The 19,348-nt window shown below is 72.7% G+C and carries 19 protein-coding genes and 1 pseudogene; 9 read left to right on the top strand and 11 right to left on the bottom strand.

The genetic code is table 11. The features are described from left to right. Nucleotides 1-42: 42 nt before the first annotated feature. Nucleotides 43-1,125 (top strand): S1 family peptidase, encoded by a 1,083-nt coding sequence (locus ACFWR9_RS16390; protein WP_383841851.1) that lies wholly within the window; start codon nt 43-45, stop codon nt 1,123-1,125. Between the two features lie 118 nt (nt 1,126-1,243). Here the strand turns inward: ACFWR9_RS16390 and ACFWR9_RS16385 are convergent, their stop codons facing one another. Continuing rightward, nucleotides 1,244-2,305: a DUF3533 domain-containing protein gene (locus ACFWR9_RS16385; protein ID WP_383841848.1), complete on the bottom strand. Its 1,062-nt coding sequence runs from the start codon at nt 2,303-2,305 to the stop codon at nt 1,244-1,246. Nucleotides 2,306-2,472: 167 nt separating this feature from the next. On the opposite strand from ACFWR9_RS16385, the gene ACFWR9_RS16380 reads away from it, so the two are divergent. Together ACFWR9_RS16380 and ACFWR9_RS16375 are read left to right on the top strand one after the other, a co-directional pair. Next, nucleotides 2,473-5,961, top strand: coding sequence for a DNA polymerase III subunit alpha (locus ACFWR9_RS16380; protein ID WP_383841845.1), 3,489 nt, complete (start codon nt 2,473-2,475; stop codon nt 5,959-5,961). Beyond that, nucleotides 5,958-6,929, top strand: a complete 972-nt coding sequence (locus ACFWR9_RS16375) for a hypothetical protein (protein ID WP_383841842.1) — start codon at nt 5,958-5,960, stop codon at nt 6,927-6,929. The genes ACFWR9_RS16380 and ACFWR9_RS16375 overlap by 4 nt, the downstream gene beginning before the upstream one ends. 14 nt (nt 6,930-6,943) lie before the next feature. Here the strand turns inward: ACFWR9_RS16375 and ACFWR9_RS16370 are convergent, their stop codons facing one another. Continuing rightward, complete coding sequence (locus tag ACFWR9_RS16370; protein WP_383841839.1) at nt 6,944-7,318, bottom strand: cupin domain-containing protein; 375 nt, start codon at nt 7,316-7,318, stop codon at nt 6,944-6,946. A 290-nt stretch (nt 7,319-7,608) separates the two neighbouring features. On the opposite strand from ACFWR9_RS16370, the gene ACFWR9_RS16365 reads away from it, so the two are divergent. Both ACFWR9_RS16365 and ACFWR9_RS16360 read left to right on the top strand, forming a co-directional pair. Beyond that, nucleotides 7,609-8,055 (top strand): MarR family winged helix-turn-helix transcriptional regulator, encoded by a 447-nt coding sequence (locus ACFWR9_RS16365; protein WP_383841836.1) that lies wholly within the window; start codon nt 7,609-7,611, stop codon nt 8,053-8,055. 213 nt (nt 8,056-8,268) lie between these two features. After that, on the top strand, nt 8,269-9,135 hold the full coding sequence (locus ACFWR9_RS16360) for an esterase/lipase family protein (protein WP_383841833.1): 867 nt from the start codon (nt 8,269-8,271) through the stop codon (nt 9,133-9,135). 68 nt (nt 9,136-9,203) lie between these two features. On the opposite strand, the gene ACFWR9_RS16355 is transcribed toward ACFWR9_RS16360, so the two are convergent. After that, nucleotides 9,204-10,253, bottom strand: coding sequence for a lytic polysaccharide monooxygenase (locus ACFWR9_RS16355; RefSeq protein ID WP_383841830.1), 1,050 nt, complete (start codon nt 10,251-10,253; stop codon nt 9,204-9,206). Nucleotides 10,254-10,430: 177 nt separating this feature from the next. On the opposite strand from ACFWR9_RS16355, the gene ACFWR9_RS16350 reads away from it, so the two are divergent. Beyond that, nucleotides 10,431-10,889, top strand: coding sequence for a GNAT family N-acetyltransferase (locus ACFWR9_RS16350; protein WP_383841827.1), 459 nt, complete (start codon nt 10,431-10,433; stop codon nt 10,887-10,889). A gap of 31 nt (nt 10,890-10,920) precedes the next feature. Here ACFWR9_RS16350 and ACFWR9_RS16345 read toward each other — a convergent pair whose 3' ends face one another. Then, the gene (locus tag ACFWR9_RS16345; protein WP_019325319.1) at nt 10,921-11,055 is read right to left on the bottom strand and encodes a hypothetical protein; all 135 of its coding nucleotides are present in this window, start codon (nt 11,053-11,055) and stop codon (nt 10,921-10,923) included. Nucleotides 11,056-11,206: 151 nt separating this feature from the next. On the opposite strand from ACFWR9_RS16345, the gene ACFWR9_RS16340 reads away from it, so the two are divergent. Further along, nucleotides 11,207-11,824 carry a class I SAM-dependent methyltransferase gene (locus tag ACFWR9_RS16340; RefSeq protein ID WP_383841824.1) on the top strand — a complete coding sequence of 206 codons (618 nt, stop codon included), beginning with the start codon at nt 11,207-11,209 and terminating at the stop codon, nt 11,822-11,824. A 13-nt stretch (nt 11,825-11,837) separates the two neighbouring features. Here the strand turns inward: ACFWR9_RS16340 and ACFWR9_RS16335 are convergent, their stop codons facing one another. Beyond that, on the bottom strand, nt 11,838-12,338 hold the full coding sequence (locus ACFWR9_RS16335) for a DUF402 domain-containing protein (RefSeq protein ID WP_383841821.1): 501 nt from the start codon (nt 12,336-12,338) through the stop codon (nt 11,838-11,840). Continuing rightward, nucleotides 12,319-13,245, bottom strand: a complete 927-nt coding sequence (locus ACFWR9_RS16330) for a GNAT family N-acetyltransferase (protein WP_383841818.1) — start codon at nt 13,243-13,245, stop codon at nt 12,319-12,321. Before ACFWR9_RS16330 ends, ACFWR9_RS16335 begins: the two co-directional genes overlap by 20 nt. Before the next feature lie 71 nt (nt 13,246-13,316). Here ACFWR9_RS16330 and ACFWR9_RS16325 point away from each other — a divergent pair, with 71 nt between their 5' ends. Further along, complete coding sequence (locus ACFWR9_RS16325) at nt 13,317-13,685, top strand: GntR family transcriptional regulator (protein ID WP_383841815.1); 369 nt, start codon at nt 13,317-13,319, stop codon at nt 13,683-13,685. A gap of 12 nt (nt 13,686-13,697) precedes the next feature. Here the strand turns inward: ACFWR9_RS16325 and ACFWR9_RS16320 are convergent, their stop codons facing one another. The 5 genes from ACFWR9_RS16320 to ACFWR9_RS16300 all read right to left on the bottom strand — a co-directional run bounded on the left by ACFWR9_RS16320 (nt 13,698) and on the right by ACFWR9_RS16300 (nt 18,444). Next, nucleotides 13,698-14,513, bottom strand: a complete 816-nt coding sequence (locus ACFWR9_RS16320; RefSeq protein WP_383841812.1) for a DUF72 domain-containing protein — start codon at nt 14,511-14,513, stop codon at nt 13,698-13,700. 25 nt (nt 14,514-14,538) lie between these two features. Next, nucleotides 14,539-15,648: a DUF5925 domain-containing protein gene (locus ACFWR9_RS16315; RefSeq protein WP_383841809.1), complete on the bottom strand. Its 1,110-nt coding sequence runs from the start codon at nt 15,646-15,648 to the stop codon at nt 14,539-14,541. Nucleotides 15,649-15,741: 93 nt separating this feature from the next. Beyond that, nucleotides 15,742-16,560, bottom strand: coding sequence for a polysaccharide deacetylase family protein (locus ACFWR9_RS16310; RefSeq protein ID WP_383841806.1), 819 nt, complete (start codon nt 16,558-16,560; stop codon nt 15,742-15,744). Further along, a complete protein-coding gene (locus ACFWR9_RS16305; protein ID WP_383841803.1) occupies nt 16,553-17,563 on the bottom strand; it encodes a glycosyltransferase family 2 protein in 1,011 nt (336 codons plus the stop codon). The genes ACFWR9_RS16310 and ACFWR9_RS16305 overlap by 8 nt, the downstream gene beginning before the upstream one ends. Further along, entirely contained in the window at nt 17,560-18,444 is an 885-nt protein-coding gene (locus ACFWR9_RS16300; RefSeq protein ID WP_383841801.1) for a glycosyltransferase family 2 protein, read from the bottom strand. The genes ACFWR9_RS16305 and ACFWR9_RS16300 overlap by 4 nt, the downstream gene beginning before the upstream one ends. A 552-nt stretch (nt 18,445-18,996) precedes the next feature. Between ACFWR9_RS16300 and ACFWR9_RS16295 the strand changes: the two are divergent. Then, nucleotides 18,997-19,348: pseudogene (locus ACFWR9_RS16295) on the top strand (hypothetical protein); the annotation flags it as partial.

The following is a 19,348-nucleotide window of genomic DNA, read 5'->3' as shown; positions in this document are numbered from 1 at the left end:
CCCCATAACCTCCCGGGCCGACCCCCCACAGGAGGACATGAGTTGAAGCACCGACGCATATCCAGGCGACGGACCGCAGTGGTCGGCGCGGGAATCACCGCACTGGTAGCCGCGGGAGTCACCTTCCAGAGTGCGAACGCCAGTGAGGCTCCGCAGTCCGCCGCCCCCGAGACCCTGTCGGTCACGGCGGCCGGAAAGCTCGCCTCCACGCTCCTCGGCGACCTCGGCACCGACGCGGCCGGCACGTACTACGACGCACAGGCGAAGAGCCTCGTGGTCAACGTGCTCGACAAGACCGCCGCGCAGACCGTCGAGGAGGCCGGCGCCAAGGCGAGAGTCGTCGAGAACTCGCTCGCCGAGCTGAAGAGCGCGCGCACCACCCTCACCGAGGACGCGGCCATCCCGGGCACCTCCTGGGCGACCGACCCGACCACCAACAAGGTCGTCGTCACCGCGGACCGCACGGTCTCCAAGGCCGAGCTGACCAAGCTGACCAAGGTGGTCGACGGGCTCGGCGCCAAGGCCGAACTCAAGCGCACCAAGGGTGAGTACAAGCCCTTCATCGCGGGCGGCGACGCCATCACCGGCGGCGGCGGGCGCTGCTCGCTCGGCTTCAACGTCACCAAGGGCGGCGAGCCGCACTTCCTGACCGCCGGGCACTGCACCGAGGGCATCACCAGTTGGCAGGACTCCTCCGGCAACCAGCTCGGTGAGAACGTGACGTCGAGCTTCCCGGACAACGACTACGGCCTGGTCAAGTACAGCGGCGAGGTGGACCACCCGAGCGAGGTCAACCTCTACGACGGCTCCTCCCAGGCCATCTCGGGCGCCGCCGACGCCACCGTCGGCATGGAGGTGACCCGCAGCGGCTCCACCACCCAGGTGCACTCCGGCAAGGTCACCGGCCTCGACGCCACCGTCAACTACGGCAACGGCGACATCGTCAACGGCCTGATCCAGACCGACGTCTGCGCCGAGCCCGGCGACAGCGGCGGCTCGCTCTTCTCGGGCGACAAGGCCGTCGGCCTCACCTCCGGCGGCAGCGGCGACTGCACCTCGGGCGGCGAGACCTTCTTCCAGCCGGTGACGGAGGCCCTGTCGGCCACCGGTACGCAGATCGGCTGAGCACCAGCGGAGCGCGGTACGCAGGAGTCCCGTCCCTCGTGGGGCGGGACTCCTGCGTGTGTACGTCCGCGTGTGTACGTCCGCGTGTGTACGTCCCCGTGTGTGCGGGGGCCGTGGGTCAGTCTGCCTGCGCGGGCAGCTCCGGCTCCCGGCGTTCGCGGCGCAGTACGGCCGCCAGCATCGCGATCACCGTCCCCGCGACCGCCCACGCCCACAGCACCAGCAGGGACTCGGTCACGTCGTTCGCCTCGAAGTACGCGATCGAACGGGCCGCCCAGGTGCCCGCGCCCGGCGGCAGCGCCGGGCCGATCGCCTGCCAGAACGGCGGCAGCATCGGCAGCGGGAAGGCACCGCCCGCGCTCGGGTTGCCCGCGATCACCACCAGCAGGATCGCCAGCCCGATCCCGACGATCCCGAAGACCCCCTGGAGGGCGAGCGTGGCCGCGCCCACCGCGAAGGTGATCAGCGCGCCGAGCCCCCACAGGTCCACCACGCCGCCGGGCAGCGCGCCCAGGATGGGCCCGACGATCACCGCGCCGCCGAGTCCGCCGACGATCGACACCAGCGCCATCACGATCAGCCGGATCGCCGCGCGGCGCGGGTTGGCCGGCCGGGCGCCGGTGCTGATCGCCAGGATCGAGGCGCACAGATAGCCGCCGACGCACCAGCCCACGACCAGGTAGAACGACGACAGCCCGTCGAAGTCCTGGGCCGAGGCAGGGGCCACGTCGACGGTCCGCACCGCGCGGTCCTGGCTCCGCTCCACCTCGGCGACCAGCCCCTCCAGGGTGGTGGCGAGGACGGTCCCGCCGCCGGACGCGACCAGCAGGGTGTCGGTGCGGCCGGAGTCCTCGACGACCAGGGCGCCGTCGATGTCCCGGTTCTCGATCTGCTTGCGGGCGCTCGCCGCGTCGGCCACCGTCCGCGGGTCCAGCGGCGACCCGGGCAGCCCCTCCAGGCCGCTCACCGTCCGGTCGGCGACCGCCGGGGGCGCGACCACCCCGAAGGGCACGTCCCTCGGCCTCGGGTCGTGCAGCGCCCCCACGTAGGAGGCGATGAAGAGCAGCTGGAGCGCGATCACACCGAGCACGAGCAGGGTGGCCCGCGGGGTGACGGCGTCCCTCACCTCGGGGAGGAAGGAGCCGCTTCGCGTGCCGGGGTCGCCCGGTGTGTGTGACATGTCCTCACGGTCCGGGTCGGAGGGTGTTTGCGCAGGTGGGACGGGGCCGAACGGATGTCGCACACACATTCGAAATTTGGTCTATGGTGGGGGTGAGGTAGTTGGGAACAGACGTTCGATAGGGCGTAGGGCCCAGGGCGTCGGGTTCATGAGATCGGGAGGTGCGTGTGCCGGGTTTCACGCATCTGCACACCGTCTCCGGGTTCTCCGCCCGCTACGGCGCCTCCCACCCGGAGCGGCTGGCCGAGCGCGCCTCGGAGCGGGGCATGGACGCCCTCGCCCTCACCGACCGCGACACCCTCGCGGGCACGGTCCGCTTCGCCAAGGCCTGCGCGAAGGCCGGCGTCCGCCCGCTGTTCGGCGCGGACCTGGCGGTGGCCGCCCCCGAAGCCGGGACCGGCCGCACGGAGACCTCCGTACGCCGGGACCGGCGCCGCACCCCCGTGCGCGGCGGCGTCTTCGTCGACGAGTCGGCCCCGCGGGTGACCTTCCTCGCCCGGGACGGCGCCCGCGGCTGGGCCGATCTGTGCCGCCTCGTCTCCGCCGCCCACACCGCCGAAGAGACCCCGCTGCTGTCCTGGGCCGACAACCACGCCGACGGCCTGACCGTCCTGCTCGGCCCCGGCTCCGACGTCGGCCGCGCCCTCGCCGCCGGCCGCCCCGACCGCGCGGCGAGGCTCCTCGCCCCCTGGCGGGAGGTCTACGGCGACGCCCTGCGCCTGGAGGCCGTCTGGCACGGCCGTGAAGGGACCGGCCCCGGCTCCCTGCGCCTGGCCGCCCGTACCGTCGGCTTCGCCGCCGAGCAGGGGGTCCGGCCGGTGCTCAGCAATGCCGTCCGCTACGCCGACCCCGGCCAGGGCCAGGTCGCCGACGTCCTGGACGCCGCCCGCCGCCTCGTCCCGATCGACGCCACCAGGGAACTGGACTCCGGTGAGGCGTGGCTCAAGGACGCCGCCGCCATGCGGCACGCCGCCGAACGGATCGTCGAGTCCGCGGGCTTCCGCCGTGACACCGCCCACCGCCTGCTGGAGCAGACCCGGGCGACGGCCGCCGAGTGCCTGGTCGACCCCGAGGACGACCTCGGCATGGGCGCCGTCCACTTCCCCGAACCCCACCTCGTGGGCGCCGGCCGCCGCACCGCCCAGCGGGCGCTCGCCTCCCGGGCGGCGGCGGGCATGGTGCTGCGCGGCTACGACCGGCGGCGCGACCACCGGGAGTACTGGGAGCGGATGCACCACGAGCTGGACATCATCGCCCACCACGGCTTCGCCTCGTACTTCCTCACCGTCGCCCAGGTCGTGGACGACGTACGGCACATGGGCATCCGGGTCGCCGCGCGCGGCTCCGGCGCGGGCTCGCTCGTCAACCACCTCCTCGGCATCGCGCACGCCGACCCGGTCGAACACGGGCTGCTGATGGAGCGGTTCCTGTCCAGGGAGCGGGTGGTGCTGCCCGACATCGACATCGACGTGGAGTCCGCGCGCCGGCTGGAGGTCTACCGCGCGATCATCGGCCGGTTCGGCACCGAGCGGGTCGCCACGGTCGCGATGCCGGAGACGTACCGGGTGCGCCACGCCGTCCGCGATGTCGGCGCCGCCCTGTCCATGGACCCGGCCGAGATCGACCGCGTCGCCAAGTCCTTCCCGCACATCCGCGCCCGCGACGCCCGCGCCGCGCTGGAGGAGCTGCCCGAGCTGAGGGAGCTGGCGGAGGAGTCCCGCCGGGACGGAGGGGGGAGGTACGGCAAGTTCTGGGAGCTGGTCGAGGGCCTCGACGCCCTCCCGCGCGGCATCGCCATGCACCCCTGCGGCGTCCTGCTGTCCGACGCCTCCCTGCTCTCCCGTACGCCGGTCATGCCGACCAGCGGCGAGGGTTTCCCGATGGCGCAGTTCGACAAGGACGACGTGGAGGACCTCGGGCTGCTCAAGCTGGACGTGCTCGGCGTGCGGATGCAGTCGGCGATGGCGCACGCGGTCGCCGAGGTGAAGCGGGCGACGGGCACCGAGGTCGACCTGGACGCCGTACCGGAGGGCGACCCGGCGACGTACCGGATGATCCGCTCCGCCGAGACGCTGGGCTGCTTCCAGATCGAGTCGCCGGGGCAGCGGGACCTGGTCGGCAGGCTCCAGCCGGCCACCTTCCACGACCTCGTGGTCGACATCTCGCTCTTCCGCCCCGGTCCGGTCGCCGCCGACATGGTGCGGCCGTTCATCGAGGCCCGGCACGGGCGGGCGCCGGTGCGCTACCCGCACGAGGACCTGGCGGAGCCGCTGGAGGGGACGTACGGGGTCGTCGTCTTCCACGAGCAGATCATCGACATCGTCGACATCATGACCGGCTGCGGACGCGGCGAGGCGGACCGGGTGCGGCGCGGCCTTTCCGACCCGGAGTCGCAGGGGCGGATCAAGGTGTGGTTCGCCCAGCACGCGGCGGAGCACGGGTACGGCGCGGAAACGATTCAGCGCACCTGGGAGATCATCGAGGCCTTCGGCTCGTACGGCTTCTGCAAGGCGCACGCGGTCGCCTTCGCGGTGCCGACGTACCAGTCGGCGTGGCTGAAGGCCCACCACCCGGCCGCCTTCTACGCGGGCCTGCTCACCCACGACCCCGGCATGTACCCCAAGCGGCTGCTGCTGGCGGACGCGCGGCGGCGCGGGGTGCCGATCCTGCCGTTGGACGTGAACAAGTCCGGGGTCGCACACCGTATCGAACTGGTGTCCGAGAGCAAGCGGAGCGCCCCCGTGTGGGGCCTGCGCCTCGCCCTCTCCGACGTGCACGGCATCAGCGAGGCCGAGGCGGAACGGGCCGCCGAGGGGCAGCCGTACGCCTCCCTGCTCGACTTCTGGGAACGGGCCCGCCCCAGCAGGCCGCTGGCCGGACGGCTCGCCCAGGTCGGCGCGCTGGACGCGTTCGGCGCCAACCGCCGCGACCTGCAACTGCACCTGACCGAGCTGCACCGCGGCGCCCGGGCCGGCCGCGGCGACCAGCTCCCGCTGGCCGGCGGACGGAAGACCGCCCCCGCCGGACTGCCCGACCTCACCTCGGCGGAGAGACTCAGCGCCGAACTGGGCGTGCTGTCCATGGACGCCTCGCGCAATCTGATGGACGACCACCGCACCTTCCTGCGCGAGCTGGGCGTGGTGTCGGCCAAGCGGCTGCGCGAGGCCCGGCACGGGGAGACCGTGCTGGTCGCGGGTGCCAAGGCGGCCACCCAGACACCGCCGATCCGCTCCGGGCGCCGGGTCATCTTCTCCACCCTCGACGACGGCACCGGCCTGGTCGACCTCGCCTTCTTCGACGACTCCCACGACGCCTGCGCGCACACCGTCTTCCACTCCTGGCTGCTGCTGGTGCGTGGGGTGGTGCAGCGGCGCGGCCCGCGCAGCCTCAGCGTGGTCGGCTCCGCCGCCTGGAACCTCGCCGACCTGCTGGAAGTGCGGGGCGCGGAGGGTCTTGAGGGCGTCGCGGCCCGGCTGGCCGAGGCCCCCGGCGCCGGTCCCGAGGCCGCCGACGGTGACGGCGACGGCGGGGGACAGCGGAAGATCCGCATGTCCACGGGGTACGAGATGCACCCCTGGGCCGATCTGCGCCCCGCGGGCGAAGGGCCCGCGGTGGGAAGGAAGTTGTGGCACCAGAGTCCGGGGAGTGCGGGATGACCATTCTCTGCGTACGTTTCCAGCTGCCGCCGATGTACGAGGCGGCCCTGCCCCAACTGCTGGGGCTGTTGGAGGAGTTCACGCCGGTCGTCGAGGCGTTGCCACCCGACGGCGCGCTGGCCGACCTGCGCGGCGCCGAGCGGTACTTCGGCCGGGACGCCGTGGAACTGGCCTCGGTGATCCGCGTCCGCGCCCTCGCGCTGTACGGCGTCGACTGCGTGATCGGCGCCGGGCCGGGCCCGATGCCGGCCCGCATGGCCCTGCGGGACGCCCGGCCGGGGCTGACCCGCGCGGTACCCGAGGGCGGGGTGCGGGAGTTCCTCGCCGGCAAGCCCGTCGCCGCGCTGCCCGGCGTCGGCACCGCGACCGCCCGCACGCTGTGCGAGTACGGCCTCGACACCCTCGGCCGGGTCGCCGCCGCGCCCCTGTCCACGCTCCAGCGCCTGCTCGGCGCGAAGACGGGCCGCGAGCTGCACGAGAAGGCCAACGGCATCGACCGCGGCCGGGTCGTCCCCAACGGCGTCTCCCGCTCCCTTGCCGCCGACCGCCCCTTCGACCGCGACGAGCTGGACCCCGACCGGCACCGCCGCGCCCTGCTCTCGGCCGCCGAGGAACTGGGCGTCCGGCTGCGCGCCGTGGACAAGGTGTGCCGCACCCTCACCCTCACCGTGCGCTACGCCGACCGGTCGGCCACCACCCGCAGCCGCACCCTGAAGGAGCCGACCGCGCACTCGGCGGCGCTGACGCGGGCCGCGTACGGCATGTACGAGGCGCTCGGCCTCCAGCGCGCCCGGGTCCGGTCGGTCGTCCTGCGCGCCGAGGGCCTCGCCCCCGCCGAACAGGCCTCCCACCAGCTCACCTTCGACCCCGTGGACGAGAAGGTCCGCCGGATCGAGGAGGTCGCGGACCGGGCGCGGGCGAAGTTCGGGCCGCGGGCGGTGATGCCGGGGTCCTTGGCGGTGGCTTGAGGCGCCCTCGCGGGTCAGTTGGCCCACGGCGGGGTGAGCAGGGTGCCGTCGGCCAGTTCGGCCGTCAGGCCGACCGAGGTGGTGACCCAGGTCGTCGCCGTCCGGTCGGTGGGGTTCTCCACGGCGAGGGTCGCCCCCGGGTTGATGATCACGGTGTCGCCCGCTGTGACGTGCTCGGTGCGGTCGTCGAGGGTGATCTGCAGTTCGCCGGTGAGCAGGTGGAGGATCTCCTCCCGGTCGACGGTGTGCGCCGGCGCCCGCGTCCCCGCCGGGATCTCGCCCCGCCAGGCGCAGAGCTGACTGCTGCCGGTGCGGGGAGCGGCGTACGAGACGAAACGGGCGCCGTGGATCTCGTGGGTGACGCCTTCGGAGGAACGGACGACGGGCATGGCGGTCTCCTGGGGGTGCGAGTGGGGGGCGGGCTTGAGGTGCGTTGTCGGCTGCGGGTGCGTGGTGGTTGCTCGCGCCCACGCGGCGGAGCCGCAGATGTCACAGCCCCGCGCCCCTTGAGGGACGTCACCTGGACGCCGATAAGGGGCGCGGGGAACTGCGCGACCAGCCACCGACTACCCGCAGCCGACGGCCGGCGGAAGCCGAAGTGGTCAACCTGCTTGACTACTTTGCTCGGCTCTATGGTCAAGCCGCTTGACCAATACGTCAAGGGTGTTTCAATGCCCCCGTGCAGAACTCCGACGCCATGGCCCTCTCCGCCGCCCTGCTCGCCGCGGCCGGCGGGCTCACGCAGCGCATCCACGAGGGGGTCGTCGCCCGCGGCTTCGAGGGGCTGCGGCCCGCGCACGGCTTCGCGTTCACCCGGCTCGCCCCGGACGGTGCGACGGTCACCGACCTCGCCGCGCACCTCGGGGTGACCAAGCAGGCCGCCAGTCAGCTCGTCGACGAGCTGGTCCGCAAGGGGTACGCCGAACGCCGGCCGCATCCCGCCGACGCGCGCGCCCGGCTGGTGCTGCTGACCGAGACGGGGTGGGCCTGCACGCGGGCCGCGGAGGCGGCGGCGGCGGAGGCCGTGGGCGCGTGGGTCGAGGTGCTCGGCGAGGACGAGATCCGCGCCCTGCGGGACCGCCTGCTGCGCGTCGCGCCGGGCGGGCCGGTGCGGCCCGCCTGGTGACTCGCTCCCGGTGACCCTTTATCACCTGCGGTGTCATCGGCTGCGGTTATCACTGGAAGTTTTTACTGACGCGTAACTTCACACTTGCACTACTCGCCCGTAACTTGACGAGTGAACAGCATCCCGTGATCCGGATCACAGGGCGTCCTGCCGTCGCAACTCCCTGTCGCAACCCCCTGTCGCAACTCCCTTGAGCCGCGAGGAGATCACCTGATGCTGCCCTGGAGACGATTGCTCAGACCGCTGACCGCGCTGCTGCTGACCGCCGCGGTCGCCCTCTTCCCCGCCGCCACCGCCGCCCACGCCGCCGACGCACGGCCCAGCAGCGGCTGGAACGACTACACCTGCAAGCCCTCCGCCGCCCACCCCCGCCCCGTCGTCCTCGTCCACGGCACCTTCGGGAACTCCGTCGACAACTGGCTCGGCCTCGCGCCCTACCTGAAGAACCGCGGCTACTGCGTCTTCTCCCTCGACTACGGCCAACTGCCCGGCGTCCCGTTCTTCCACGGCCTCGGCCCGGTCGAGAAGTCGGCGGAGCAACTGGACGCCTACGTCGACCGGGTGCTCGCCGCGACCGGCGCCGCGGAGACCGACCTCGTCGGCCACTCGCAGGGCGGCATGATGCCCCGCTACTACCTGAAGTTCCTCGGCGGGGCCGTCGAGGTCAACGCCCTGGTCGGCATCGCGCCCAGCAACCACGGCACCACGCTGTCCGGGCTGACCAACCTGTTGCCGTACTTCCCCGGTGTCGGGGACCTGCTGAACGAGCACACCCCCGCCCTCGCCGACCAGGTCGTCGGCTCCGACGTCCTGACCAAGCTCAACGCGGGCGGCGACACCGTGCCGGGCGTGCGCTACACCGTCCTCGCCACGAAGTACGACGAGGTGGTCACGCCGTACCGCAGCCAGTACCTGAGCGGGCCCGGGGTGCGCAACGTCCTGTTGCAGGACCTGTGCCCCCTCGACTTCTCCGAGCACCTGGCGATCGGGCTGTTCGACCGGATCGCCTTCCACGAGGTGGCCAACGCCCTGGACCCGGCCCGCGCCAAGCCCACCACCTGCGCCTCGGTCTTCGGCTGACCGGGTCGCCCGGAACGCAGGGCGGGGTCCGTCCGGCCTGAGCCGCCGGACAGACCCCGCGTCCCGGGTCAGCGGCCGTGCCGGCCACCGCTCGTCAGCGCCCGGCGGCGGACCGACGCGAACAGCGCGGCCGCGCCGAGGGCCAGGGCGGCGGCACCGCCGACGGCGATGTAGGGCGTGCTGCTGTCCCCGCCGGTCTCGGCGAGGTTCTCGGTGCCCCCGCCGGCGGCCTTGACCTGGTTGGGCTCCGCGGCGGCCTCGGCGGCCGGGCCGGTCGGGTCGGTGGTGGTCCCGGCGTCCTGGTCCCCGTGGCCCCGGTGCTCGATCGTCGACTTGTCGGCCGCGGCGGCGAGCTGCTCGTCGGTGGGCACGGAGGCCTCGGGCGCCGGGGCGGTGCCGGCGGCGCTCTCGCCGTCCGCGCTCTCGCCGTTCGCGCTCTCGCCGTTCGCCGCCTCCCCGCCCGCGGCACCGCCGCCGCCGAAGGAGACGTCGGAGCAGGAGTAGAACGCCTCCGGGCTGTCCGAACGCTGCCACACCGCGTACAGCAGGTGCTTGCCGGAACGCTCGGGCAGCTTGCCGGAGAAGGTGTAGAAACCGCCCGAGGCCGCCGGGTCCGTGACCGTGGCCACCAGGGCGGACAGATCCAGGTCGCCCCAGCCCAGCGGCTTCGCCGGGTCGTAGCCGGGCTTGGTGATGTACACCTTGAACGTGCCCTTGTGCGGGGCCGTCACACGGTACTTGAAGGTGTACGAGCCGCTGCTCACGCTGGTCGTGGGCCAGTCCGCGCGCGCCAGGTCCATACCCTTGAAGGCGGGGTCGTTGGCGCTGCACAGCTTGCCGTCCGGGATCAGCTCCTGGTGCTTGCCGGCGGCGTTGCCGATGCGGATGCCGTTCCAGTCGTAGAGGGCCTGCGTGCCGCCGGCCGCGACCGCGGCCTTGCACGCGGCCGACTTCGGGTTCTCGGGGCCCTCGGCGTGGCACTGCGACACCCGGCTGACCGGGTCGCCCATCGAGCCGTGCGCCGACGCGGGCGCAGCGGCCAGCGTGGTCAGGGCGAGCGGGGCGAGGCCGGCGACGGCGACGGCGGCGGCCCTGCGGGACGCGGAGGATGCGGGCATGGGGATCTCCTGGAGACGGTCACGGTGGACGTGGGGACGTGGGCCGGAACCCGTGGGGTGATCAGCAAACTAGCCCCAAGAAACCGTGAAATCGCCTGCTGGAGACGGGTGACGGAGATCCTTATGGTCGCGTTAAGGGAGTGCTCAGGCTGCGCTGAGGTAGCTACCGTTCGGGGTATGGAAGACGAACCGGTCCGACAGGCGGTCACCGACGACGTACCCGCGGTGAAGGCCGTCACCGACGCCGCCTACCAGCCCTACATCGAGCGCATCGGGGTGGTGCCGCAGCCCATGGAGGCGGACCACGCGGCGAACGTGGCCGCGGGAAGGGTGTTCGTCGCGTGCGAACCCGGAGGGGACCTGGTGGGCCTCGTCGTCCTGGAGGCGCAGCCGGACCATCTCTTCCTCGACAGCATCGCCGTCCGCCCCGACGCCCACGGCAGGGGCGTGGGGCGACGGCTGCTGCAGTTCGTGGACGCGCACGCGCGTGCGCTGGGCCTGCCCGAGGTCAGGCTCTACACGAGCGCGATGATGTGGGAGAACCAGGAGATCTACCCGAAGTACGGGTACGAGCTAGTGGAACGCCGAGTGGACGGGCCCTACGACCGCGTCCACTACCGCAAGCGGCTGCCCTGACACGTCTGCGTCTCATGACGCGCCCGCCCGGTCAGCTGTCCGGCCACCAGGTGCGCGCGATGTCCTTGCGAACCTCCGGGCGCCCCGAGGGCCGCTCGTCGACCTCCTCGCGGACTCGGCGGGCGTCGGTCTTCTTCAGGGGCTTCTGCACGGTCAGACGGCGCATGGCTGCCTCCTTACGGATCCACCGGGTTCCGCGTTCTCACGGAGGTAGACCCTTTCCCCGAGAGTTACTCATCGATGCATCCCTGTCAGTGGCGGTTGTCACGTTCCCGTGCCGCGACTCCGTTGTCAGTGGTGGGTGTCACTCTGGGCGCATGGTCAACGACAGTGACGAGACAAGTGCATTGAGTATCGACTGGGACGCGGAAGCCGCCGCCTTCGACGACGAGCCGGACCACGGTCTGCGCGACGCGGACGTGCGTCGGGCATGGAACGCCAGGTTGAGGTCCTGGCTGCCCCCGCGGGCCGGTGACGTCCTCGACCTGGGCTGCGGCACCGGCAGCCTGTCGCTCCTCGCGGCCGAACAGGGACACCGCGTCACCGGCGTCGACCTGTCCCCGGCCATGGTGGAGCTGGCCAGGGCCAAACTGGCCGGTCGTGACGCGGTGTTCCTCGCCGGTGACGCCGCGGCACCGCCGGTGGGCGAGCAGCGCTTCGACACCGTGCTGGTCCGGCACGTGCTGTGGACACTGCCCGACCCCGGCCGGGTTCTGCGGCACTGGCGGGAGTTGCTGCGTCCCGGAGGGCGACTGGTCCTGGTCGAAGGGGTGTGGGAAACCGCCGCCCCGGTCGGCATACCCGCCGGCCGGCTCACCGCCCTCCTCGCCCCGCTCACCGGGCAGGTGCGCGTGGAGCGGCTGTCGGGCGACCCGTCGCTGTGGGGGAGAGAGGTGGCGGACGAGCGGTACGCGATGATCGCGATGTTCGAGTGAGCCGGGTCCCGCGCTACCCCAGCAGGTCCGTGAAGTCGTCTCCGCGGGCCAGTCGCTCCAGCTCGTCCAGCGCGGACACGGCGGCGGCAGCGGCCTTGGGGTCCCGGTCCGCCAGGCCGCTCTCGGTGAACTCGTCCTCGTCCAGCCGCCGTACGTCCGTGCCGTCCGCGGAGCGCCACAGGTCCAGGTCGAGGTCCTCGACGACCAGTTCGGTGCCGGTCAGGACGGCGGGGCGGGTGATGTCGCAGTACCAGCCCTTCAGTGCTCCGGCGGCCGTGCGGACCTCCTTCACCGAGAACCACCGGTCGCGCCAGTAGTACTCGGTGAAGACGTCGCCGGCCTCGAAGCGGACGAAGCCGAAGTCGCGGACGCCGTCACCGGCCCAGGGTGCGCGGACGGCGAGGCGGATGCCGTCGTCGTGCAGCAGCTCACCCGTGTACCGGATCTTCGTGCGGCCCGCCTTGACCAGGACGACGTCCACCCGGGAAGGCGGCTCAGCCGAGTTCGCGGACATGGCGCACCTCCGTCGCGCAGACCTCGTACCCGAGCCACTTGTTGATCGCGAGCATCGGACCGTTGTCGGCGTCGTTGCCCGTGAAGGCCACCGTGCAGCCGGCGGCGCGGGCCCGGTGCAGGGAGTCGGTCTTGGTGAGCTTGGCCAGGCCCCGGCCGCGCTGGGCGCGCACCGTGCCCGTCATCGCGGTCACGTACCGGGTGCCGTCGGTGTAGGCGACGCTGAACGCGGCGGGGCGTCCGTCGACGACCGCGACCGTCGTCAGTTCGCGGTTCAGCAGCGGGTTCCGCCAGGTGTCCGCGAGCCACGCCTCGTAGTCCGTGAACTCGACGTCCACGTCGCTCGGTTCGTCCGCCACCGTCTCCGCGTCCAGCTCGAACATCGGCCGGGGATCGTCTTCGAAGTCGGCGGCGGTGCGCAGTTCGACGCCCGGGGGAGGGGTCCACAGAGGCGGGAGCGCGGCGCCTGCCAGGTCAAGCCGGAGGAAGTGCGCGGCGCGCCGCCGCTCGTAGCCGTGCCGCTCGGCGAAGGCCAGGCTGGCGGGCCCGTCCAGCACCCAGGAGTACAGCTTCGTCGCACCCTCGCCGGCCAGGTACTCCTCGGCCGTGCGCACCAGCAGCCCGCCGGCCCCGCGCCGGAACCTCTCCGGGTGGACGTAGATGTTGAGGAAGGCCTGGCCGGGCTCCGGGCTGTCGTGGACCAGCCCGATCTGCGCCGTGCCGATCACCTCTCCGTCCTCCTCCGCGACCAGGGAGCGGCTCCGGGCGTCCGGGTGGGTGTGGACGAGCCGGTGGACGATGGCCTCCGGCGTCCACAGGATGAACGGCACCGCGAGATGGCGGACATGGGCGAAGGCCGCGACATCGGCCGGATCATCGCTGCGTAGGTCGCGCACAAGAACGGTCATGTGAGCGCACGCTACGGCGGGCGGGTGGTCGGATGCCTCTTATTTTCGCGGGGATACGGGACAATCGCCCTGTGACCTTGAAGATCCACATCGACGACGGCGCGCCGCCCTACGAGCAGGTGCGCGCACAGATCTCCGACCAGGCGCGCTCGGGCGCCCTGCCGGTCGGCTACCGGCTGCCGACCGTACGCGGACTGGCCGAGTCCCTCGGGCTCGCCGCGAACACCGTCGCCAAGGCGTACCGGGCGCTGGAGGGGGACGGGGTGATCGAGACGCGGGGGCGCAACGGCACGTTTGTCGCTGCGGCGGGGGCTGCGGCGGACCGGGAGGTTGCGTCCGCTGCGCAGGAGTATGCCGCGCGGGCGCGGAGGCTTGGGGTGACGGAGGCGGATGCGGTGGCCGCCGTGCGGGATGCCCTGCGGGCGGCCTACGGGGAATGAGCGCCGTTTTGACTACGGTCCGGTCTTGTCCGCGGGTGCGTTGTGGCTGGTCGCGCCCCGCGGCGGAGCCGCTGATCGACACAGCCCCGCGCCCCTTACGGGGCGCGTTTGGGCCAGCCTTCTGAGAGTCTGCGCGTCCTTCACCGCCGCCGCGTTCCGGTCGTTGTTGAAGTACGCGTAGACGTCCTGGTCGGGTGGCCAGGTGGTTGTGATGTGGTCGAGCCATGTCGACAGGGAGCGGTGGCCGTAGCGGGGCCATGGTGTGGCCCGGCCCTCGTGGAAGCGGACGTAGCCCCAGTCCGTGGTGCGCCACAGCGGGGTGACCGGGCGGGCCCGGACGTCCGCCCAGCACAGGGCCGCGCCCCGGGACGTCAGGACCTCCCGGACCTCGGGCGTCCACCAGGAGACGTGCCGGGGTTCCACCGCGACCCGTGTGCCGGGCGGGAAGCAGGCGAGGCAGGCGTCCAGGAGGGCCGGGTCGGCCCGCAGGGTCGGCGGCAGTTGGAGCAGGACCGGTCCGAGGCGGTCGCCCAGGCCCGCCGCGTGGGTCATGAGGCGGTCGACCGGCTCCGCGGGGTCCCGCAGCCGTTTGATGTGCGTCAGGTAGCGGCTCGCCTTGACCGCGACCACGAAGTCCGGTGGCACCCGCTCCCGCCACGCCTCGAACGTCTCGCGCGTCGGCAGCCGGTAGAAGGCGTTGTTGATCTCGACCGTCGCGAAGCCGGCCGCGTACTGCTCCAGCCAGAGCCGGACGGGCAGACCGGGCGGGTAGAAGGCCTCCCGCCAGTCCCGGTACTGCCAGCCCGACGTGCCGACGAATAGGGGCATACCCCCATCAAAGCAGCTATAGCAGCTACAGGTAGAGCCCGGCCTCCGAACCGGCCCGCGGCTCCGGCAGCGCGGTGGGCGAGGTGCCCCGGCGCAGCGCGTACAGCTCCGCCAGGGTGGCGCCCTCGCGGCCGACGGCTTCCTCCCGGCCCGCGGCCTCGCTGCCCAGCCAGCCGACCGCCTCCCGGCGGGTCAGCGGGCCGACCTCGATGCGGGCCAGGCAGCGGCCGGGGCGGACGACGGCGGGGTGGAGGCGTTCGAGGTCCTCGTTGGTCGTGACGCCGACAAGGACGTTGCGGCCCTGGCCGAGCAGTCCGTCCGTGAGGTTCAGCAGCCGCGAGAGCGCCTGCCCTGCGGTGTGCTTGGCCTCGCCGCGGATCAGTTCGTCGCAGTCCTCCAGGAGCAGCAGCCGCCAGCGGCCCTTGCCCGCCGCGTCCTCCTCGCCGATGGCGATGTCCATCAGATAGCCGACGTCGGAGAAGAGCCGCTCGGGGTCGAGGACGCAGTCCACCTGGCACCAGTCCCGCCAGGACCGGGCGAGCGTCCGCAGCGCCGATGTCTTGCCGGTGCCGGGTGGTCCGTGCAGAAGCAGCAGGCGGCCCGCGATGTCCTCCGGGGTCGTCTTCATCAGGCCGTCCATCGCGTCCGCGACCGGCGCCGTGTAGTTGGCGCGGACCTCCTCCCAGGTGCCCGCGGAGATCTGCCGGGTGGTGCGGTGCGGGCCACGGCGCGGGGAGACGTACCAGAAGCCCATCGTGACGTTCTCCGGCTGCGGTTCGGGCTCGTCCGCCGCGCCGTTCGTCGCCTCGCCGAGCACCTTCTCCGCCAGTTCGGCGCTGGTCGCCGTCACCGTGACGTCGGCGCCCCGGTTCCACCGCGAGACGAGCAGCGTCCAGCCGTCGCCCTCCGCCAGCGTCGCGCTGCGGTCGTCGTCGCGGGCGGTCCGCAGCACCCGCGCGCCGTGCGGCAGCAGTGTGGCGGCGGACCGTACGCGGTCGATGTTCGCCGCGTGCGAGTACGGCTGCTCGCCCGTCGCGAAGCGGCCGAGGAACAGCGCGTCGACGACGTCGGACGGGGAGTCGCTGTCGTCGACGTTGAGCCGGATCGGCAGGGCGTCGTGCGGGTTCACGGACATGCCGCCATGATCCGGCACCCGGCCGCCGCGTGCACCCGGTTTCCCGGGCACACGCGGTACGGACGGCACGCGGCGGTGCGGGCGGCCGGCGGTTCAGGCACCGGCCCCCGGCACCCGCCTCCGCGCCTGCCGGGTCCTGCGGAGCACGGCGTACCCCGTGGTGAGGACGCGGTCCCCGGCGAAGGTCCGGGTGATCGCGCGGCCCTCGACCAGCCGGGCGAACTCGTCGAGCCCCGTACGCCGGCGCACGGTGACCCGCCGCAGGGCGTACGGCCCCTGGGCGCGGCGGGCCAGGCCGTTGCCGACGGCGAGCGCCTGCGCGTACCCCGTCTCACGCACCGCCCGCCGCACCCGCCGGTCCGAGTACCCGTACGGGTAGGCGAACGAGGCCGGTACGGTGCCCAGCTGGTCGGCGACGATCTCCTTGCAGTGGATCAGCTCGAACCGCAGCCGCTCCTCGCCGAGCTGGTCGAGCTGCGGATGCGTGTGGCTGTGCCCCCCGATCTCCACGCCGGCGGCGGCCAGTTCGCGGACCTGGTCCCAGTCGAGCATGGTGTCCAGGGCGCCCCCGGTGTCGTACGGGCCGCGCAGCCAGCCGGTCGATACGAACAGGGTGGCCGGGAAGCCGTGCTTGGCGAGGGCGGGCAGGGCGTGCCGGTGCACGCCTTCGTAGCCGTCGTCGAAGGTGATGAGGACGGGCCGCCTCGGCAGCGGGCGCCCGGAGCGCCAGGCGGCGGCCAGCTCCGCCGTGCCGATCGGGGTCAGGCCCCGGTCGGCGATCGCCGCCAGCTGCGCGGCGAAGGCCTCCGGGGTCACCGACAGGGCGCGGGTGGCGTCGTTCGGTTCGGCGGCGACCGCGTGGTACATGAGGACCGGCACGCGCGCGTCGGCCCCGTCGGCCTCCTCAGCCATGCGCGCCCCCCTCGGCAGGAGCGAGCGGCGCCACCGAGAACGTGGCCCCGCCCCGGCGGGCCCGCAGGCTCCCCACCACGTAGCCGCCCGCCGCCGTGAGCACCCCGGCGACGATCGCGCCCGCCCGGCCCGCGCCGCCCGGCCGCGCCAGCACGGCGTCGCGCAGCCCGCGCGCCACCCCGGCCGGCAGCACCCGGGTGGCGTACCGGCGTTCGGACTCCAGGCCCTTGTCCGCGCCGACGCTGCGCGCCACCAGGGCCTTGGACAGGCCCTCGGCGTAGGCGCGGGTGCGGAAGTAGCCGAAGTGCTCGCGGGCCGCGGGCACCCGGTGGTGGATCACCGCCCGGTCGTCGATCAGCAGTACGGCGTCGGGCCGGGCGCGGGAGAGCCGGATGCACAGCTCGGTCTCCTCGCAGCCCAGCGGGCGCTTGTCGCCGTCCCGTCCGATGCCGGTGGCGAAGCCGCCCGCCGCGTCGAACGCCTCGCGCCGGAAGGAGGCGTTGCCGCCCAGCACGTTGCGCACCCGGACCCGGCCGGGCGGCAGCCCGCGGTACGTGCAGCCCACCACCCAGTCGAACTCCTCGGGGAACCAGACGGGCCGGCGCCCCGACGCCCAGATCGGCACGGTGCGCCCGCCGACGGCGACGACCGCCGGGTCGGCGTACCCCTCGGCGAAGTGCCTGAGCCAGTCGCGTTCTGCCACGGCGTCGTCGTCGAGGAAGGCGATCACCTCGCCGCGCGAGGCGGCGATGCCGGTGTTGCGGCCGGCGGACAGGCCGCGGGGGCCCGCGTTGGCGAGCACCCGCACCTCCTGCCGTTCCTTGTACTCCTTGAGCAGCCGGTCCCGGAGCGCCTCGTTGTGGTCGACGACCAGCAGCGTCTCCCGGGCCGGGTGGGACTGCGCCCGCACCGAGGCGACCGCCGCGAGGATGTCCTCCCAGCGGTCCTCGGTGTACACGCAGATCACCACGGAGACCGTGAGCGAGGCGCGGGTACCGCTCAAGACGCCTTCCCCCGGGCGGAGACCACCGGACTCACGGCGCTCACCGGTGCGACGGCGGTGACGGAACCGACCGGGCCGAGCGTCGCCGAGCGCGTACGGCCGCGCAGCGCACGCCGGTTGGAGCGCTCGTCGAGGATGACTCTCAGCACCCGCAACCCGTCCCGCACGGCGCGCAGGTTGCTGACGCCGTGGATGCGCAGGTACTCGTGGCTGGGAATCTCCTGGACCTTCAGGCCGGCCTTGACCACCCTGATGTTCATCAGGGTCTCCACCTCGAAGCCGGTGCAGTCGAGGTCGATCTTGTCCAGGCAGTGCCGCCAGAACGCGTTGTAGCCGTAGCAGAGGTCGGTGTAGCGGGCGCCGAACTTGCGGTTGACCACCGCGCACAGGGCGCGGTTGCCGAGCTTGCGGATGAAGGTCATGTCGTCGGTGCCGCCGCCGTTGGCGAAGCGGGAGCCCTTGGCGAAGTCGGCGCCGGAGACGAGCGCGGAGACGTACGAGACGATCTCCTGGCCGTCGGCCGAGCCGTCGGCGTCGACCATCACGATGATGTCCCCGGTGCACGCCGTGAAGCCGGTGATCAGCGCGTCCCCCTTGCCCTTGCCGCGCTGCTCGACGACCTTGACGTCCGGCCACAGCTCCCGGGCGACCTCGATGGTGTTGTCGGTGGAATTGCCGTCGACGAGTACGACCTCGTGGACCCAGTCGGGCAGGGTCTTGAAGACGTAGGGAAGGTTCTCCGCCTCGTTCATGGCGGGTATGACCACGCTCACCGGCGGTGCTATCGCCAGGTGCGAGGAGACGGGCCGGTACTTGCCGGCGGGTGTCGGGTCGGCCGACGGATCGTTGCCCGTCGAAGCCGGCTGCAGAACTGAGCTCATGAGTCTGGTCCCTCTCGTCCGGCGGACCGCCCGCCCCAGGGGCGGTCCGGCTCTGTATCCGGTTCGAAAGGGGGGTTCTCGCCCAACGGCGCGCGACGAAGTGCTACTCCGTGCGTGCCAGATGAGCTGGCAAAGCTTGCCGGCGCCGGAAGAAAAACGGCAGCCGACCGCGCGGCACGGCCCGGTCACCGATGCGGTCACCGAGCACGGCACCCCCCTACCGCGCATCCCGCCCCGGTGCGCCGCGGCCTCGAGCCCTCCCCTGAGCCGCTTGCCGACGTACCGATGCGGGAGATGTATGACGGTATTGACGGTTGAAACCGTATGGCAAGACCTGGAAGCAGGTCTCACGTTTTTGTTGGTTTGCCGTCATCTGTTCTTCGGGCCTCAATCTGGCCCAGCCCGGCTCGGAGCGTCAAGGGCGCACTGGCGTTCCCACTGACTTTCGTCCGATTTTGAATGACTGTCAGCCATTTCTTGGCATGGACACTCCCGGTCAACGCGCGTAACTGTTACCACGGTTACGGCAGAGATCCTGCTAAAGGAGGTTCCATGAGACGTCTCCGACTTGTCGGTTTCCTGAGTTCCGTCCTCCTCGCCGCCGGCGCCGCCCTCACCGGGGCCGCGACCGCCCAGGCGGCGCAACCCACCGCGGCCGGGGGCTATGTGGCCCTCGGCGACTCCTACTCCTCCGGGGTCGGAGCCGGCAGCTACATCGGCTCCAGCGGCGACTGCAAGCGCAGCACGAAGGCCCACCCGTACCTCTGGGCGGCCGCCAACTCCCCCTCGACGTTCGACTTCACGGCGTGGGGGGGGGGCCCCCCGCGGGCCGTTGTCACCCGACAACACCACCCCCCCCCCCCCCCCCCCCCCCCCCACGCCAACAGCCGCGCCCGCCCCCACC

This window comes from Streptomyces sp. NPDC058534, from assembly GCF_042717365.1.
GTDB lineage: Bacteria > Actinomycetota > Actinomycetes > Streptomycetales > Streptomycetaceae > Streptomyces.
The sequence above is the reverse complement of the archived record's forward strand: the minus strand, read 5'-3'. Positions and strand labels throughout refer to the sequence as shown.

What these genes read in the sequence shown, in the direction of transcription:
- ACFWR9_RS16315 (WP_383841809.1), bottom strand. Translation starts at nt 15,648, where the DNA reads ATGTCCGTGAACCCGCACGACGCCCTGCCGATCCGGCTCAACGTCGAC.
- ACFWR9_RS16335 (WP_383841821.1), bottom strand. Translation starts at nt 12,338, where the DNA reads ATGTCCGCGAACTCGGCTGAGCCGCCTTCCCGGGTGGACGTCGTCCTG.
- ACFWR9_RS16370 (WP_383841839.1), bottom strand. Translation starts at nt 7,318, where the DNA reads ATGCCCGTCGTCCGTTCCTCCGAAGGCGTCACCCACGAGATCCACGGC.
- ACFWR9_RS16385 (WP_383841848.1), bottom strand. Translation starts at nt 2,305, where the DNA reads ATGTCACACACACCGGGCGACCCCGGCACGCGAAGCGGCTCCTTCCTC.
- ACFWR9_RS16345 (WP_019325319.1), bottom strand. Translation starts at nt 11,055, where the DNA reads ATGCGCCGTCTGACCGTGCAGAAGCCCCTGAAGAAGACCGACGCCCGC.
- ACFWR9_RS16340 (WP_383841824.1), top strand. Translation starts at nt 11,207, where the DNA reads ATGGTCAACGACAGTGACGAGACAAGTGCATTGAGTATCGACTGGGAC.
- ACFWR9_RS16320 (WP_383841812.1), bottom strand. Translation starts at nt 14,513, where the DNA reads ATGCCCCTATTCGTCGGCACGTCGGGCTGGCAGTACCGGGACTGGCGG.
- ACFWR9_RS16300 (WP_383841801.1), bottom strand. Translation starts at nt 18,444, where the DNA reads ATGAGCTCAGTTCTGCAGCCGGCTTCGACGGGCAACGATCCGTCGGCC.
- ACFWR9_RS16350 (WP_383841827.1), top strand. Translation starts at nt 10,431, where the DNA reads ATGGAAGACGAACCGGTCCGACAGGCGGTCACCGACGACGTACCCGCG.
- ACFWR9_RS16310 (WP_383841806.1), bottom strand. Translation starts at nt 16,560, where the DNA reads ATGGCTGAGGAGGCCGACGGGGCCGACGCGCGCGTGCCGGTCCTCATG.
- ACFWR9_RS16330 (WP_383841818.1), bottom strand. Translation starts at nt 13,245, where the DNA reads ATGACCGTTCTTGTGCGCGACCTACGCAGCGATGATCCGGCCGATGTC.
- ACFWR9_RS16360 (WP_383841833.1), top strand. Translation starts at nt 8,269, where the DNA reads ATGCTGCCCTGGAGACGATTGCTCAGACCGCTGACCGCGCTGCTGCTG.
- ACFWR9_RS16355 (WP_383841830.1), bottom strand. Translation starts at nt 10,253, where the DNA reads ATGCCCGCATCCTCCGCGTCCCGCAGGGCCGCCGCCGTCGCCGTCGCC.
- ACFWR9_RS16375 (WP_383841842.1), top strand. Translation starts at nt 5,958, where the DNA reads ATGACCATTCTCTGCGTACGTTTCCAGCTGCCGCCGATGTACGAGGCG.